Origin of the sequence: Pantoea sp. SM3 (genome assembly GCF_000963995.1) — a bacterium.
Classification (GTDB): Bacteria; Pseudomonadota; Gammaproteobacteria; order Enterobacterales; family Enterobacteriaceae; genus Pantoea; species Pantoea rwandensis_B.
The window spans coordinates 61,012-77,243 of the sequence record NZ_JZRD01000032.1 but is presented as its reverse complement, the minus strand read 5'-3'; the positions used below and the strand labels follow the sequence as shown (position 1 = coordinate 77,243).

The 16,232-nt window shown below is 54.2% G+C and carries 13 protein-coding genes; 4 read left to right on the top strand and 9 right to left on the bottom strand.

Annotated elements, in window-relative coordinates:
- Positions 1 to 2 precede the first annotated feature (2 nt).
- Positions 3 to 1,412, top strand: a complete 1,410-nt coding sequence (locus tag VI01_RS18195) for an MFS transporter (RefSeq protein ID WP_045816164.1) — start codon at positions 3 to 5, stop codon at positions 1,410 to 1,412.
- A gap of 205 nt (positions 1,413 to 1,617) precedes the next feature.
- Positions 1,618 to 4,056, top strand: a complete 2,439-nt coding sequence (gene bamA, locus VI01_RS18190; RefSeq protein ID WP_045816163.1) for an outer membrane protein assembly factor BamA — start codon at positions 1,618 to 1,620, stop codon at positions 4,054 to 4,056.
- Between the two features lie 189 nt (positions 4,057 to 4,245).
- Here the strand turns inward: bamA and VI01_RS18185 are convergent, their stop codons facing one another.
- From VI01_RS18185 to VI01_RS18165, 5 genes are read right to left on the bottom strand one after another with little or no spacing between them, the layout of a single operon-like run.
- Positions 4,246 to 5,328 carry an ABC transporter ATP-binding protein gene (locus VI01_RS18185; RefSeq protein ID WP_045816162.1) on the bottom strand — a complete coding sequence of 361 codons (1,083 nt, stop codon included), beginning with the start codon at positions 5,326 to 5,328 and terminating at the stop codon, positions 4,246 to 4,248.
- Positions 5,329 to 5,331: 3 nt separating this feature from the next.
- On the bottom strand, positions 5,332 to 6,273 hold the full coding sequence (locus VI01_RS18180; RefSeq protein WP_045816195.1) for a carbohydrate kinase family protein: 942 nt from the start codon (positions 6,271 to 6,273) through the stop codon (positions 5,332 to 5,334).
- 8 nt (positions 6,274 to 6,281) lie between these two features.
- Positions 6,282 to 7,121 carry a carbohydrate ABC transporter permease gene (locus VI01_RS18175; protein WP_045816161.1) on the bottom strand — a complete coding sequence of 280 codons (840 nt, stop codon included), beginning with the start codon at positions 7,119 to 7,121 and terminating at the stop codon, positions 6,282 to 6,284.
- Positions 7,111 to 8,019: a carbohydrate ABC transporter permease gene (locus VI01_RS18170; protein WP_045816160.1), complete on the bottom strand. Its 909-nt coding sequence runs from the start codon at positions 8,017 to 8,019 to the stop codon at positions 7,111 to 7,113. The genes VI01_RS18175 and VI01_RS18170 overlap by 11 nt, the downstream gene beginning before the upstream one ends.
- A 9-nt stretch (positions 8,020 to 8,028) precedes the next feature.
- Positions 8,029 to 9,276, bottom strand: coding sequence for an extracellular solute-binding protein (locus VI01_RS18165; protein WP_045816159.1), 1,248 nt, complete (start codon positions 9,274 to 9,276; stop codon positions 8,029 to 8,031).
- A gap of 261 nt (positions 9,277 to 9,537) precedes the next feature.
- Between VI01_RS18165 and VI01_RS18160 the strand changes: the two genes are divergently transcribed.
- Entirely contained in the window at positions 9,538 to 10,707 is a 1,170-nt protein-coding gene (locus tag VI01_RS18160) for an ROK family transcriptional regulator (RefSeq protein WP_045816158.1), read from the top strand.
- A 127-nt stretch (positions 10,708 to 10,834) separates the two neighbouring features.
- Here VI01_RS18160 and VI01_RS18155 read toward each other — a convergent pair whose 3' ends face one another.
- Positions 10,835 to 11,536 (bottom strand): GNAT family N-acetyltransferase, encoded by a 702-nt coding sequence (locus tag VI01_RS18155; RefSeq protein WP_045816157.1) that lies wholly within the window; start codon positions 11,534 to 11,536, stop codon positions 10,835 to 10,837.
- A 393-nt stretch (positions 11,537 to 11,929) separates the two neighbouring features.
- Positions 11,930 to 12,178: a hypothetical protein gene (locus VI01_RS25010; protein ID WP_075564116.1), complete on the bottom strand. Its 249-nt coding sequence runs from the start codon at positions 12,176 to 12,178 to the stop codon at positions 11,930 to 11,932.
- A gap of 370 nt (positions 12,179 to 12,548) precedes the next feature.
- Between VI01_RS25010 and VI01_RS18145 the strand changes: the two genes are divergently transcribed.
- Positions 12,549 to 13,004: an acyltransferase gene (locus VI01_RS18145; RefSeq protein ID WP_045816194.1), complete on the top strand. Its 456-nt coding sequence runs from the start codon at positions 12,549 to 12,551 to the stop codon at positions 13,002 to 13,004.
- Here VI01_RS18145 and VI01_RS18140 read toward each other — a convergent pair.
- Both VI01_RS18140 and VI01_RS18135 read right to left on the bottom strand, forming a co-directional pair.
- Positions 13,001 to 14,791, bottom strand: a complete 1,791-nt coding sequence (locus tag VI01_RS18140; protein ID WP_045816155.1) for an ABC transporter ATP-binding protein — start codon at positions 14,789 to 14,791, stop codon at positions 13,001 to 13,003. The two genes, VI01_RS18145 and VI01_RS18140, sit on opposite strands and share 4 nt — an antisense overlap.
- Complete coding sequence (locus tag VI01_RS18135) at positions 14,788 to 16,230, bottom strand: M81 family metallopeptidase (protein WP_045816154.1); 1,443 nt, start codon at positions 16,228 to 16,230, stop codon at positions 14,788 to 14,790. Before VI01_RS18135 ends, VI01_RS18140 begins: the two co-directional genes overlap by 4 nt.
- Positions 16,231 to 16,232 lie beyond the last annotated feature (2 nt).

The following is a 16,232-nucleotide window of genomic DNA, read 5'->3' as shown; positions in this document are numbered from 1 at the left end:
CGATGCACAGATCGCAACTTCAACGCGCGGGACTGGTGGTCCTGCTGGCTGGGCAACTGCTGCCCATGATCGATTTTTCCATTGTCAACGTGGCGTTAGATGCCATGGCGCATACGTTGCGCGCCACATCGATTGAGCTGGCGCTGATCGTCGCCGTGTACGGCATTGCATTCGCCATCTGTCTGGCGATGGGCGGACGCCTGGGGGATAACTATGGACGTCGCCGCGTATTCCTTGCAGGAGTATGGATCTTTGGTATTGCATCTTTATTATGTGGCATCGCTAACAGCGTCGGTCTGTTGATGTTTGCCCGCGCATTGCAGGGTGTAGGCGCCGCTTTCATCGTGCCGCAAATCCTCGCCACTATGCATGTCACCATGAAGGGCAGGGAGCATGCCCGCGCCATCGGTCTGTACGGCGGCATTGGCGGGCTGGCCTTTATTATTGGTCAGGTGTTGGGCGGATTCCTGATTAAAGCGGATATCGGTGGTTACGGCTGGCGCAGCGTGTTCCTGATCAACCTGCCGATTTGCCTGTTTGTGCTGATCACTGCGCGTCGTTTTGTGCCTGAAACCCACAATAACCAGCGCGTGCCGGTCGATGTCAGCGGTACCTTGCTGTTAGCGGGCGCGATTGGTTGCCTGATGCTGGCGCTCGCGCTGGGTCCGCTGCTGCACTGGTCGTGGCCCTGCATTCTGCTGCTGGTGCTGTTCCCGGTGTTATTGCATCGTCTGCGTCAGAGTTCACTCCGTCTGGAAGCAGAAGGTGGTTCGCCGTTGCTGCCCCCCTCGCTGCTGCGTCTGCCAAGCGTTCGCTTTGGTTTAACCCTGGCGGTGTTGTTCTTCTCCTGTTGGAGCGGCTTTATGTTAGCGGTAGCGCTGACGCTGCAGTCGGGTATCGGTTTAACCGCATTTCAGTCGGGTAATGCGTTTATCGCACTGGGTGCCGCCTACTTCATTGGCGCGATGCGTTCGACACGCATGGTGGAACGTTTTGGTAAGCGCACCACGCTCTTGACCGGCTGTGGCATCCAGATGATCGGTTTGATCGCCCTCATCGCCACTTTCCAGTTTGCCTGGCCAGAGGTTGGCGTCTTTACCCTGATGCCGGCCACCATACTGATTGGCTTTGGTCAGTCATTTATCGTTAGTACCTTCTACCGTATCGGCATGAGCGGTGTACCGCATCATCAGGCGGGCGCGGGCAGCGCGGTGTTATCCACCGTACAGCAATCGGCACTCGGCCTGGGCCCGATGCTGCTCGGCGGCGTGTTCACACAGATAAACGTGCATGGCAATCATTTGGCGGCCATCTCCGGCACCCTTGGCGTGGAGTTACTGATGATGGTGACACTGGTGATTTTGACCAGTCTGAATCGTCGTACTTTCCAGCCGGTGACGGCAGAAGGGTAATCCTTATGCTGTCATTTCTGCAGCGGCTTTTCAGCTTACTGTAAGGTAAGCGAAAATCCCTCAATTGCGCTGAATTTACCTTTGGCGCAGTGGTCTTTTTTCCGGAACATATCGCCGCAACTAACGGGCTGAACCGCGTGTTCAGCCCGTTTTTTTGTGGTGCGGCAGAAATGCGTTGAATGGAAAAACGGCAGGCTCATAGCAGATGAAAAAGATGTTAACCGGGTTACTTTTCATGGTAACCACCACAGCTTTTGGTGCAGACGATTTCACCCTCAGGGATATTCATTTTGACGGCTTGCAGCGCGTCGCACCGGGTGCGGCCATGCTGAGTATGCCCGTACGCGTGGGCGATCGCGTCACGGATGACGATATTCGTAACACCATTCGTGCGCTATTTGCCACGGGCAACTTTGAAGATGTGCAAGTGCTGCGCGATGGCGATGCGCTGCTCATTCGTGTGAAAGAACGCCCGGCCATTGCCAGCATTTCCTTCTCCGGCAACAAGGCAATCAAAGAAGATCAGCTGAAGCAAAATCTCGACGCCACTGGCGTGCGGGTCGGCGAAGCGCTGGATCGCACCACATTATCGGATATTGAAAAAGGGCTGGAAGATTTCTACTACAGCGCGGGTAAATACACTGCCAGCGTCAAAGCTGTGGTCACGCCGTTGCCACGCAATCGTGTCGATCTGAAGTTCGTGTTTACCGAGGGTGTATCTGCGAAGATTCAGCAGATCAATATTGTCGGCAATCACGCCTTCTCGTCTGATGAACTCATCTCCCACTTCCAATTGCGTGATGATGTGCCGTGGTGGAATTTTATTGCCGATCAGAAATACCAGAAACAAAAACTGTCCGGCGATTTAGAAACACTGCGTAGCTATTATCTCGATCGCGGTTTTGCACGTTTTGATATTGATTCAACGCAAGTGAGTTTAACGCCCGATAAGAAAAGTATTTACCTGACAGTCAATATTCATGAAGGAGATGTTTACCATATTTCCGATGTTATCCTGAACGGCGATATGGCGGGACACTCCGCAGAAATTGAGAAACTGGCCCATATACCGTCAGGGGCTTTATACAGCGGTGCCAAAATTACCGAGAACGAAGGCGCGATCAAAGCGCTGCTCGGTCGCTACGGCTATGCTTTCCCGCAAGTCAGTTCTCAGCCTGAAATTAACGATGCAGACAAAACCGTTAAACTGCATGTGAATGTTGAAGCGGGACATCGTTTCTACGTGCGTCAGGTGAAGTTCAGCGGCAATGACACCTCGAAGGATTCGGTGTTACGTCGCGAAATGCGCCAGATGGAAGGATCGTGGTTAGCCAGCGATGCTGTTGATCAAGGTAAGGCCCGTCTCAATCGTACCGGCTATTTCGAAAGCGTCGATGTTGATACCCAGCGTGTGCCCGGCAGCCCTGATCAGGTGGATGTGGTGTACAAGGTGAAAGAGCGTAACACCGGCACTTTCAACGTCGGTCTTGGGTACGGCACCGACAGCGGCATCAGTTACCAGCTTGGCGTCAGCCAGGATAACTGGATGGGTACCGGTAATACCGTGAGTTTTAGCGGCACGAAAAACAGTTATCAAACCTATGTTGAAATTGCCGCCACCAATCCGTACTTCACCGTGGATGGCGTGAGTCTTGGCGGTAAACTGTTCTACAACGATTACAGCGCCGAAGATAATGACCTGTCTGAATACACGCTGAAGAGTTTTGGTGCCAGCAGTACATTAAGCTTCCCGATCAGCGAAAACAGTAATCTGAGCTCAGGGCTGGATTACACCTACAACCGCGTCAGTAATATGGCACCGCAGGTCTCCATGTGGCGCTACCTGGGATCGCAGGGCATCCATCCGAAAGTCATCACCACCAATGAAGATGATGACGATGATTACGCCACCAGCGATGAGAAGTTTGTCGCCAATGACTTCTTCTGGAACATTGGCTGGAATTACAATTCGTTAGATCGCGGCTTCTTCCCGACCTCCGGGGTTTCAGCGGGCTTCAACACCAAAGTGACGATCCCGGGATCGACCAACAGCTATTACAAAAGTACGCTGAGTGCCAACGCATACTTACCGCTGAGCAGTGACCATCGCTGGGTGCTGATGGGCCGCACCAAAGCGGGCTATGCGGATGGGTTCGGTGGCAAAGAAGTACCGTTCTACGACAACTTCTACGCCGGCGGCTCCAGCTCCGTGCGCGGATTCTCATCCAATACCATCGGGCCAAAAGCGGCTTATTACAGCTGCACCGGCAGTGAAAGTAGCTATGGCAACTGTTCGGTGAATAAATCGGATGATGCGGTGGGGGGTAATGCGATGGCCGTGGCGAGCGCGGAGTTAATCGTCCCGACCCCATTTGTGAGCGATCGTTATGCGGATTCACTGCGCACCTCGTTCTTTGTCGATGCCGGTACCGTTTGGGATACCAAATGGGAAAATACCGCTGCAACGCGTGCGGCGGGCATTCCGGATTATGGTGATCCCAGTGAAATTCGTGTCTCTAGCGGTCTGGCACTGCAATGGCAATCACCACTGGGTCCACTGGTGTTCTCTTATGCCTTCCCGATCAAGAAATATGAAGGCGATAAGTCTGAGCAGTTCCAGTTTAATATCGGAAAAACCTGGTAGTGGTTATTTATCTGTTAAAGAAAGAAGTAAGATTTACGTTATCTTTAAACAGAGAGAACAGAATAAAATAGCCACTTGGGTAAAATAGTCAGGGTACGGTGCTTAAGGAATGAGTGCCTGCCACCATCGTTGTTATGCATTTTCTATCAATATATTTCGCCACCCATTTGGGTGGCTTTTTTATATTATTTACCCTTCGCTCAGGCGTAATCCGCTTTCCGCGTCAAACAGATGAATCTTTTCGGCGTTGAATCCAATACGAATCTGATCACCACTCACTGCAGCATGGCGCCCGGCGATCTGCATGTGCATCGCATGGCCGTGCCATTCGAGATGCAATAACGTGGATTCACCCGTGATTTCGACCACTTTTACCGTGGCGAGCGCGCGCGTGTCAGCCTCGACGAGATCGTGAGGACGCACACCCAGCGTCACCTGCGCGCCATCGCATTCACGTGCCGCCGCTTGCCAGCGCAAAGGTAGCGGTTGCCATAAATCCTGACACTGCACACCCGGAATGCCATCGCGCGTGATCAACTGTGCAGGTAACAGGTTCATCGGCGGAGATCCGATAAAACGCGCCACGAACGTGTCCGCCGGGCGATCATAAATCGCCAGCGGGGCACCTTGTTGCACAATGCGGCCCTCTTTCATCACCACAATTTGATCGGCCAGCGTCATGGCTTCAACCTGATCGTGCGTGACGTACACCATGGTGGTTTTGAAGCGCTGGTGCAGTGATTTGATTTCTGCCCGTAACTCCATCCTCAGCTGTGCATCGAGGTTGGACAACGGCTCATCAAACAAGAACACTTGCGGATTGCGCACCATCGCACGGCCCATCGCCACGCGCTGGCGCTGCCCGCCGGACAACGCACGCGGATAGCGCCCCAGCAACTTATCAATGCCGAGGATCCCGGCAATGCGTTCGATTTTGCCCTGTTGCTCTTCGCGCTTTACTTTCTTCACCTGCATATGAAATGCGAGGTTCTCTGCCACCGTCAGATGCGGATAAAGCGCATAACTTTGAAACACCATAGCGATATCACGATCGGCCGGGTCGCGATCGTTGATTTGGACTTTATCCATCATGATCGCGCCGTCTGACAGGCTCTCCAGCCCGGCTAGCAGACGGAGCAGCGTGGATTTTCCGCAGCCGGACGGGCCGACCAGCACGGTAAAACTGCCGTCGGGAATGGTGAGATCGAGCGGATGCAGAACCGATTGCTTGCCGTAGCGCTTAGCCACTTTTACGAGTTCAACACTGGCCATGATTTAGCGCTCCTGTGCGGAAAGTTGCAGTTGATGCCAGTCGGGATAGCGACGCGGCTGGGTACTGATTGCCAGTGAAGCCACCGCGATGCCCCATTGCAGTGCGGTGGTGATATTCTGCTGATGCAGCAATGCGGTGAGAAAACCGGCATTAAAACTGTCACCTGCGCCAATGGTATCCACCACGGTGACGGGCCTGGCGGGCTGGAAGATGTGCTGCTGCGATTGCCAGCAACCCGCCCCCTGCGCTCCGCATTTCACCACGCAAGCGCCACGTCCGCTGAGTTGTTGAGCGAGTTGGGTTGCGGCCAGGTTGAGATCCTCCGCGTGCATCAAGCTAAGCGTCTCGACTTCATTGAGTAGCAACCAGTCACACAGCGGCAACCACTGCGCAGTGTGTTGACGAACCTCTTCGGTCCAGCCCTGCGGTGGCCAGCCGGTATCGACAGCTGTGATATAACCGCGCTGCTGCAACTCACTCAGCAACAGCGGGTATTCGTCGTACAGATGCAGGCATAAGAAGGTGCCACACAGCAGCACGATATCGCCTTCACTGGCACGCAGCGGCAGTTGATTCAGCACATCTTCGGCAGTGAGGCGCACGATATGGCCGAGATTACTGAGGAAGGAACGCTCGTGATCGGAATGCGTCACACCCACGGTGAGCGACGTTTCACAGTGGTAGCGTGTCCAGTGCGCGACGCTGTGTGGGAAGTAACTGCCCAGCCAGGCGCTTAATCCATCATCGCCCTGATTCGCCACCGCCCGATGCCGTACCTGCATCGCTTCCAGGGCTAACGCGCAGTTGCCCGCCGATCCGCCTGGACGCAGTTCGCTGTGATTCATCATCACTTCGGTGCCACGTTGCGGCCAGTGGTCGAGGGTGCCCATGATCAAATCAACGTTAATATTGCCGACCACATACAGCGTGGCGGTAGAGTCCATTTTCATCTTCATCCTTTGCTCCCACCACTGGCCAGGCCGCTCACCAGCGTTTTCTGTAGCCAGATAGCAATCAACAGTGGCGGTACCGAGGCCAGAATCCCGACCGCCGCGATCAAACCATCATCGGTGGCGCGCCCGGCGGTAAAGCCTGCAATCGTCACTGGCAAGGTTTGTGCCGCGATGTTGCTGGTGAACAACAGCGCATAGAAGAATTCATCCCACGCCAGCAACCAGCCAAACAGCGCCGCTGCACCCAGCACCGGTTTCGCCAGTGGCAGGGTAATGCGCAGCAGCACCTGCCAGACGCGCAAGCCATCCAGCCGCGCCGCTTGCTCAATATCCTGCGGTAAGGCATCGAACTGGTTTTTCAGCATCCACGTCAGGAACGGCAGGATCAGCGAGCAATAAACGATGATCAAACCGGGGCGGGTATTAAGCAGATCAAACTGTTGCAGCAGGAAGTAGAGTGGCAGCACAAACGCCACCGGCGGTACCATGTAAATGGCGAGCGAGGCAAACAGCCAGCCATCGCGACCACGGTAACGGGAGAAGCTGAACGCCGCCGGAATGGCCAGCAGCAGACAGATAATCGTCGCCCCGGTTGCCACTAACAGGCTGTTACCCAACGCATGCAGGAACAGCGTGCCGGGTTGACCGGGTTCCAGTGAGATCAATCGGCCGTAGCGACTGAAGTCCCACTGGCGCGGCAACCATTCCAGCGGAACCCGCGTGAGATCGCTGGTGGCACTGACGCTCATCAGAAACAGCCAGCCCATCGGCGCGAGTACGGAAATCGCCACCAGCAGCGCGGCGGCATATTTAGCCGTGCTGCGTAATTTAGCCTTCATACGCGCTCCCTTTGCGGCGCTGACGCCACAATAACAACATGTACAGAGTGATCAGCACGGCGCACAGCAAGGTCATCAGCATCGCGTACGCCGCACCGCTGCCCGCGCGCAGATAGCTGAACGACTCCTGATAAACGTAGAAACTCAGGGTTTTAGTGCTATCGACCGGACCACCGCGCGTCATCACATAGATGATGTCGAAAATCTTGAAAGCATCGATGGTTCGCAGCACCAGCGCGACGCTGAGCGGACCGACAATGGCCGGGAAGGTAATGGCACGGAAGCGTCGCCAAGCGGATGCGCCATCCAGACGCGCGGCTTCAAACAGATCGTCGGGAATCGATTGCAGTGCAGCCAGTACCAGCAACGTCACCAGCGGATAGTTTTTCCAGATATCGGCAAACATCACCGCATTTAATGCTGAATCCGGCGATCCCAGCCAGCTACGATAGCCATCGATAATGCCCAATTGAGTCAGCAGGGCGTTAATGCTTCCGTAATCGGGGTTAAAGTTGAGGCGCCACATCATGGCGTTGACGATCGTCGGGAGCGCCCACGGCAGAATCACCAGCACGCGCAGGATATTGCGCCCGGCAAATTTCTGATTGAGCAGCAGCGCCACTAACACACCGATGATGCCCTCAAACGCCACCGATACCACGGTGAAGTAGAGCGTGCGCCACAGCGAAGTTTGAAAATCGGGATCGGTGATGGCGAACAAATAGTTCTCCACACCTACCCAGGCTGGCGCTTCGCCGCTGCCAATAAGGGCAGCATCGGTGAAACTCAGCCAGATGGTGCGCAGCAGCGGCCAGGCGGTGAGCAACAGCATCACCAGCAACATGGGTGCTAACAGCACCCATGCCTGCCGTTGTTCGCGTTGACGCAAACTCAGCATGCTGACCCCTTAACGTAAACGCGCCGCACTTTTATCCACTGCCTGCATGGCCGCGTCTGGCGTGGCGCTGCCCACCAGCACTTGCTGCAATTGCTGCTGCAAGGTGTTAGAGAGACGCGAATAATCAGCGGTTTCCGGGCGCGAGAGCATCACGTTCAATGATTTGTCCGCCGCCGCGATCAGGCTTTCCTGATTCTTCAGCACCGCAGGATCCTGATATGAGCTTTTCCAGATGGGCAGGCTCAGGGTGGCGTATTTGTTTTGCACCGGTTGCGAAGTCATGTAGCTGATGTATTGCCACGCCTGGTCACCGTGGGTGCTGCCTTTAGCAATGCCGAGCCCCATCGAACCGTTCACCGCACCAAATTTACCTGGCGCATCCCCTGGGGCCGGAACGATCCCGACCTGACCGGCCACTTTGCTCTGCTTCGGATCGTTAGCCATGTTGTACATGTAGGTCCAGTTCAGCGCGAAGGCGGCATCGCCGTTGGAGAAGGCTTTACGCACGTCTTCTTCGAGATATTCGCGTGAAGCGGGGTTGCTCAACCCTTCATCCAGCGAACTTTTCATCAGCTTGACCGCCTGCAAGGATGCCGGGCTGGAGAAATCGAGCTTGCCGTTGTTATAAAACTTGCCGCCAAAGCCAGATACCAGCGTGGTGTAATCACACACCAGCGCTTCCGCCTGTGACCAGCTCCACACTAGTGGATATTTGACGATGTTCTTCTGTTTGATGATGCGCGAGTCATCAATTACCTGCTGCCAGGTTTGCGGCGGGGTGGTGATCCCGGCTTTCTCAAGCATCGCTTTGTTGTAATAAAGGTACTTGGTATCCAGAATCCACGGCATGCCGAGGGTTTTGCCGTTATAGACCACGGTGTTCATTGCGCCGGGGAAGATCTTCTCTTTTTCATCGGCAGCGATGCGGCTGCTGACGTCCTGCAGCAGATCAAACTTTGTGAATTCTGCTGGCCAGATGGCGTCAAACAGCACTACGTCATAACCATTACCGCCTGCGCCACGCGCCGCGACAATTTTGTCATGCAGCGCTTCGTACGGCACAAACTCCAGATTGACCTGCACATCCGGGTGCGCTTTCTGGAACTCCTGCGTCATGGCGCGAATATCATTCTCGCTATAAGCCGCCTGAGTCATAAACAGCGCATTGAGGGTGGTTGCGGCTGCCGCGCTACCGGCGCTGGCTAACATCACCGCGATGGCACAGCCTTTCAATGTGGTCGAAAACCGGATTTTCATAACATTTTCCGCCTTGATGCAAGAAGAGGGTGTTTAATTAAATCAATTTGATTGATTTAATAACGCGCACAGGTTGTCAGATTGCTGCTGCTGACATCAGATAGCTTAAGCAAGTGACGTGCCAGGGCATAAATCGTGTTTGCCGCTGGACATTACTCTGCACAGATTTTTGCTGCTGTCAGGTAAACAGGTTGTAAATTGTGTCTTCGATCATAGATATTGATGCGCTGGCAGTCGCGGGCGTGAGAAGAGGGAAGCGGGATGAAAACATCAGGAACCAATCTGGAGCATGCGCGCGCGCACAACCGTCGTGTGATCATTGAATCGATCCGCCTGCACGGTGAATTGACGCGGGCTGAGTTGGCGCGGCTCACTGCGTTAACCCCGCAAACCGTATCGAATATCGTGGCTGAATTGGAGGCCGCCGAACTGCTCACCAGCCGTCAACCACGCAAGCAGGGTCGCGGGCAACCAGCGATTCCGGTGATCCTGAATCCGGCCAGTGCGTTCTCCATTGGTATTCATCTCGATCACCAAACACTGCTGATTGTGCTGGTGGATCTCACCGGTGAGATTCACTTCCGTCGCCTTATCCTGGTGCAAAAACCGCAACCTGATGCCACCTTAGCGCGCATTGCAGAGGTACTGGCAGAGATTAAAATGCAGCTCGGTGCCCGTTGGCAGAAAGTCCTGGGGATCGGCGTAGTGATGCCGGGTCCGTTTGGCGTTGAGGGGATTTCCTCGGTGGGGCCCACAACCTTACACGGCTGGGAGTCGGTCGATATCGAAGCAAGACTGGCCGAAATGAGCGGCGTGCCGGTTACGCTGGAGAACGATGCCACGGTGGCGGCGATTGGGGAGCGTTTCCACGGCGTTGCGCGCCATCTCAACTCGTTTATTTATCTCTACATCGGTACGGGATTAGGCGCTGGCATCATCATGGATGGCCATGTGTACAGCGGTCATGCGCACAATGCTGGTGAAATCGGGCATGTGGTGGTGGAACCGGGGGGACGTGAATGCTATTGCGGCAATCACGGTTGCCTCGAACGCTATGTATCACTGCAGGCTGCCTATGAATTCTGTGGGCTGGACCCGATGACCGCGTTGCCGGACGATCTGCTGGACGTCGATCCCGCCGTGTTTGACCGATGGATTGATACGGTGCTAACACCGCTGCGCCAGGCCATCAATATGCTGGAGTGCATTTTCGATGCGGAGAGCGTGATCATCGGCGGCATGATGCCTGCGGCGCTACTGGATAAGATCATTCAGCGCTTACCACCGCTCTATCAGTCGGTGCGCGGGCGCTATCTCACCGGCTCACGCCTGAAAACCGGCTTAACCGGCAGTGATACCGCTGCGTTGGGAGCGGCGGCGTTGCCGATTTTTGATGAGTTTAATCCGCAGTTTCAGGTGTTGATGAAATGAGGGCAAGAATGCGCGGGCAAGGCCCATTCCTGCCCTTGTTTGACGATGAAACAACAGAAATCCTGACTTGCCATCTGCCAGAGTACCGTTCCTGACGTCTGGGCTGCGGTAGGTGATTTGTCTGGATTTAACCGGCGAAAAATACGCTCATCTTTTGCTGCTCCCGCCCGTGCTCATCCATATTATCCGCCGCCAGCCAGGCCGATATCGCATGCTTCACCTGCGGCCATTCGCCATCAATGATCGACAGCCAGTCGGTATCGCGATTGCGCTGTTTGCGCGTCATTGCCTGACGGAAACGCCCTTCATAGGTGAAGCCAAGACGTTCCGCTGCCCGACGTGAGGCAAGGTTAGTCGAGTCACAACGCCAGGCAACCCGGCGATAACCCAGCTCAAATGCCTGTTGCAGTAACAAGTAGATCGCTTCACTGCCCAGCACGTTGCGCTGCATCAGTGGTGACCAGGTGACATGGCCAATCTCAATCGCACCGTTCTGCTCCTCAATATTGGCAAAACAAACGGCACCCACGGCTTGCTGAGTGCGATGGTCGAGCACCGCATAACTCACCAGCGCGCCATCCTGGCACTTTCCGCTGACCCACTTCTCCATCTCGGTTAGCGAAGCGGGTTTTGTTGCGCCCAGCCAGGTCCAGTCCCGATCGTCAGGTGCGTTTGAGAAGGCATCGAACAAGGCGGCGCTGTGAGCAATATTTAGCGGTTCAAGCGTGCAGAAGCGGCCATTAAGCGGAACAGCAGGTGGCGAGGCTAGCGGCTGCCAATCTGGCAGAGCAAAACCTACTGGCTGACCATATTGATTCAGTTGCGTCATCGTCTGTCCCTGGTTGAGTTGAACATTATGCGCAAGAGCACGGTGTCGCCATAATACACTCAGTTTATAACAAGAAAATTATCGGGCGATTTAAAATCCTTTTTACGCATTACCGTAATGACATTTTGTACCACCCATAACTTACCGACTTGTCTATCATGGGTGATTGCACACGGAAAATGTAAATTTGTTTTATTGCACTTTAATACAAACCGCGTGCCCTCATCATAATCAATTATCGTAGAGAGGTGTGTTTGAATGAATGTCTGAAATACGTTATCCAGCTCATGCAATGTGATGGATGGTTTATTACGAGGATCGTTTAGTCGTTCAAATGCTGCATGGAAAGTAAAATGAATTCTGGCGCAGTCTTCAGCGAGGACGTCATTGATATCAGCTTCCAAATCCAGGAGTTGTTGTTCCGTTATGGTCATAATGCTGCGCAGCAACCTCGCTCAGTTTGCGATTGAGCTCTTCATTTGAGAGTGCATGAACGGTTGCAACATGGGCGCTGTAGCTTAGCGTTCCCATCCGGACATCAAACACTTCATTATCAAATGAATCGACAAAGACGGCGTTGCCGCTCTCAGGATCAAAGAATGAGGCGTAATTCTGCTCTATATGCATGTCAAATTTAAACATACAGACTCCCAATCAAGAAATTAACTTCGATTATAGATGACAGAAATTACACCTTTTATACAGATTTAGCGACAAGCCGGTAAAAAATTCGAGATGATTTTATCATCCGATGAGCAATGTGCAATATTTAAATAGGCAAGATATCAAAATAATTTCTATTCAAATCATGTTGTTACTGGTTTTTTTTGTAACGAGACTTAATACTGATTTAAAGCTATACTCGTCTCGATTTTTAATATTCGACTTGTTAGCTTTACAGTTTCCAAAACCGAGCATATATGTTGTTAGGACATGTAAGGAGATTCAGTCACATTATTAAAAACACATCCCGGATGAGCATCTTTAACACAAAATAAATGGAGCTAAAATGATGCCAAACCTTCGCGAAGTCGCAGTCAAGAACGTTGAAATCGGCAGTAACGTCACAATTTACCAGCCTGCGAATGTTTATGGATGTACCTTACAAGACGATGTCTTCATCGGCCCGTTTGTCGAAATTCAGGCCCATACGGTAATTGGACGTGGCACAAAGGTGCAATCACACACTTTTATCTGTGAATACGTCAGCGTAGGTGAAAACTGTTTTATTGGTCATGGCGTGATGTTCGCCAACGATATGTTCCGTGATGGCGAACCCAATGCCGACCGAGAAAGCTGGGCGCGCATCACGCTCGGTAATAACGTTTCAATCGGCAGTGGCGCGAGCATTTTGGCGGTCAACATCTGCGATGGTGTGGTGATCGGCGCGGGCAGCGTGGTGACGAAAGACATCACGCAGAAGGGCGTTTACGCCGGCAACCCGGCGCGTTTATTACGATATCTTTAACTCTCCATCACCCAATGCCCGGCGCTCACCTCGCGATAGCGCCGTGTTTCTGGTACAAATCCCAGTGCGCGCACCGGGCTTTTGAGTTCGCTGACTTCCATATGTCGCTTAAGGTGGCGTCGCGCCGGATCGGGAACCGGGACGGATGACAATAGCTTGCGCGTATAGTCATGTTGCGGATTCTCAAAGATAGCCGCGCGTGGACCGATTTCAACAATCTCGCCCAGCAGCATTACCGCCACGCGATGGCTAATGCGTTCTACCACCGCCATATCATGCGAAATAAACAGATACGACAGCCCGAGGCTGGTTTGCAGATCCAACAGCAGATTAATAATCTGAGCCTTCACGGTGACATCCAGCGCAGAGACGGACTCATCGGCGATGATCATTTTGGGATCGAGCATCAACGCACGCGCGATGCAGATACGCTGACGCTGGCCGCCGGAAAACTCATGTGGATAGCGTTTCATCATGGCGGCTGACAGGCCCACACGTTCCATCAAGCCCGCCGCCTTCTCCTGCGCAGCCTGTTTGCTGCCAAGCCGATGTTGCAAATAAGGCTCAGTCAAGGCTTCGAGAATCGACATCCTCGGATTAAGGCTGGCGAACGGGTCCTGAAATATCATCTGCATCGCCCGACGTAATTGACGCAGTTCGCTGGTGGAGAGATTCAGCACGTCATAACCATCAAAAGAGACCTCGCCCGCATCGGCTTTGACCAGCCGGGTGAGTGATCGACCGGTCGTGGATTTGCCACAGCCGGATTCGCCGACCAGCGACAAGGTTTCGCCGGGCATCAGATCGAATGAGATATTCTCCACCGCATGTACCGCGCCGGTTTTGCGGCTTAACAAACCTTCGTGGATGCTGAACCGGGTGCTGAGGTTTTTCACCGACAGCAGCGGCTGTGTGGCGCCAGGGCGCTCCGGTGGTAATGCCACTTCATCACCTTTCATCGCGAACTTCAGTGGCCCGGCGAGCCCTCGCATCGCGCCGAGCTGCGGCACGGTAGCAATTAATGTGCGGGTATAATCCGCGGCAGGTGCCGAGAAAATATCTGCCGTGGTGCCGGTTTCCATCACATCGCCCTGATACATCACTAACGTGCGATCCGAGACCTCTGCCACTACGCCCATATCGTGGGTGATGAACAATACAGCGGTGCCATCTTCTTCCTGCAATGTCTTAATCAGGTCGAGGATTTGACCCTGAATGGTGACATCCAACGCCGTCGTCGGCTCATCGGCAATGAGCAGTTTTGGCCGCAACGCCAGCGCCATGGCGATCATCACACGCTGGCGCATGCCGCCCGAAAAATGATGCGGATAATCATCAAAACGTTTTGCCGCGTTGGGAATACGCACTTTCTCCAGCAGCTTCACTGTCTCTTCGCGCGCCGCACGTTTGCTGATATGGCGGTGATTGATGAGCACTTCAGCGATTTGGTGACCAATGGTAAACGAAGGGTTCAGACTGGTCATCGGCTCCTGAAAAATCATTGCAACCGCGTTGCCACGAATATCGCGCATCGCTTTTTCGCTCAGATTCAACAGGTTCACACCGTTGAGCAGCACTTTGCCTGTCACACGTGCATGGCGCATATTCAGCAAACGCATGATCGCCATTGAGGTCACGCTTTTGCCCGAGCCCGATTCACCCACAATCGCCAGCGTTTCACCGGCATTGATGGTCATCGAAACGTTCTTCACCACTTCACGCCACTGTTCGTCGTGACGAAACGCAACGGTGAGGTTTTCCACCTGCAGAACCGGCTCGCGACTCATTTGGCCGCCACAAAGCGAGCCGAACGGGTGCTGACCGGCAGAAATTCAAAGTCCGTGTCGAAAGGATAGGCGGGCTGCAGTTTGCGTTTGCGCGCCAGACGTTCGACATATTGATCCACCACGCCTTCGGATAGCGCCATCAGGTTAGGGTTGGCAAGCGGTGCCAGCTCCGGTGACAGATAACCCGACTTCACCACCACAATTTTTGCCTGTGCAGGATGAAGCCCCAGCAATTCAAAATCAGCGATGTTGTGATAAGGGCGACGACGATCGGCGACCACCACCGTAATGCCGCCGGTTTTGAGCAGCGCCTGTTTAGCCAGCGAACGCGCATCATCACTCACCAGCAGCACTTCAAATTCTGCGGTGACTTTGCCACCCGCGGGATCGAGCGTGGCACCGATCGTGAGTGTGAGTTTCGCCCCAACGCCTGCGACGAAGGCGGCATCGGTGGCTGGTTTATCCGTTATCCCGGCGACGATCACATCCTGTGCGCCCTGGCGAATCAACTCTGCCAGCAGATTGGCGCGATCGCCCACGCCGCCACCGGTTGGGTTATCGCCTGAGTCGGCCAAAATCACCGGTGCAGTTTCACTGGCTATCGCCATTTTAACGCACGCTTCGGTGCTGCCTGTCACGCAGCCAAAGACAAACTCATCACGCGCCTGCCAGTAGGCCAGCGCCAGTTTTGCTGCCTGTTCGGACAGCACGTCAGCATCGGTACCGGTCATGATCGCCGCCGCCGTTGCACGCGGTTCATCGGCCCAGACATAGCCGACCATCAGTGACGCGTCCCAGATGTGGTCGATGTCATTAATGCCCGGCAGACGCGCATACAAACTTTTTGCCGGTTCATCTTCGGTGCTGGTCCGCTCGCCCGGTAATACCACCGGAATCGGTGCCCACACCACACCCGGTTTCACGCCGGTTTGCAGGCTTTTCACCAGCATCGATACCGAGCGCCGCATGGTCTCTTCCACATCAATGTGGGGTGCCGTTCGGTAAGTCGAAAACATGTCGATGGCATCAATGATGCGCTGTGTGACGTTGCCGTGCAGATCGTAACTCACGGTAATTGGGCAGTCCGGGCCAACCAGATCGCGCGTGGCAGTGATCCAGTCACCCTCGGCATCCTCCATGCCTTCGACATACACTGCGCCGTGCATCGCGAGATACACGCCATCCACCGGCAGCTGGGCTTGCAGACGGGTGAGAAAATCCTGCTTGAAGTCATCATAAGTCACGCGCGCCACCGGACCACCGGCGATGGCGCGCGCGTGGAAGGTCGGTAAAAACTCTGCATCGTAATCCTGCAGAAAAGCAAAGTAGGGGTTGGTCAGCAGATCGTTACCGCGCACGATGCGGAAGTCGTCGGCATAGTTCAGCACCGGGTTATATGTACTGCACTCCGTATGAATGCCACCAAAAGCAATGCGCATAC

Coding starts and splice junctions, on each gene's coding strand:
- VI01_RS18195 (WP_045816164.1), top strand. CDS start 3: ATGCACAGATCGCAACTTCAACGCGCGGGACTGGTGGTCCTGCTGGCT.
- bamA (WP_045816163.1), top strand. CDS start 1,618: ATGAAAAAGATGTTAACCGGGTTACTTTTCATGGTAACCACCACAGCT.
- VI01_RS18185 (WP_045816162.1), bottom strand. CDS start 5,328: ATGGCCAGTGTTGAACTCGTAAAAGTGGCTAAGCGCTACGGCAAGCAA.
- VI01_RS18180 (WP_045816195.1), bottom strand. CDS start 6,273: ATGGACTCTACCGCCACGCTGTATGTGGTCGGCAATATTAACGTTGAT.
- VI01_RS18175 (WP_045816161.1), bottom strand. CDS start 7,121: ATGAAGGCTAAATTACGCAGCACGGCTAAATATGCCGCCGCGCTGCTG.
- VI01_RS18170 (WP_045816160.1), bottom strand. CDS start 8,019: ATGCTGAGTTTGCGTCAACGCGAACAACGGCAGGCATGGGTGCTGTTA.
- VI01_RS18165 (WP_045816159.1), bottom strand. CDS start 9,276: ATGAAAATCCGGTTTTCGACCACATTGAAAGGCTGTGCCATCGCGGTG.
- VI01_RS18160 (WP_045816158.1), top strand. CDS start 9,538: ATGAAAACATCAGGAACCAATCTGGAGCATGCGCGCGCGCACAACCGT.
- VI01_RS18155 (WP_045816157.1), bottom strand. CDS start 11,536: ATGACGCAACTGAATCAATATGGTCAGCCAGTAGGTTTTGCTCTGCCA.
- VI01_RS25010 (WP_075564116.1), bottom strand. CDS start 12,178: ATGTTTAAATTTGACATGCATATAGAGCAGAATTACGCCTCATTCTTT.
- VI01_RS18145 (WP_045816194.1), top strand. CDS start 12,549: ATGCCAAACCTTCGCGAAGTCGCAGTCAAGAACGTTGAAATCGGCAGT.
- VI01_RS18140 (WP_045816155.1), bottom strand. CDS start 14,791: ATGAGTCGCGAGCCGGTTCTGCAGGTGGAAAACCTCACCGTTGCGTTT.
- VI01_RS18135 (WP_045816154.1), bottom strand. CDS start 16,230: ATGCGCATTGCTTTTGGTGGCATTCATACGGAGTGCAGTACATATAAC.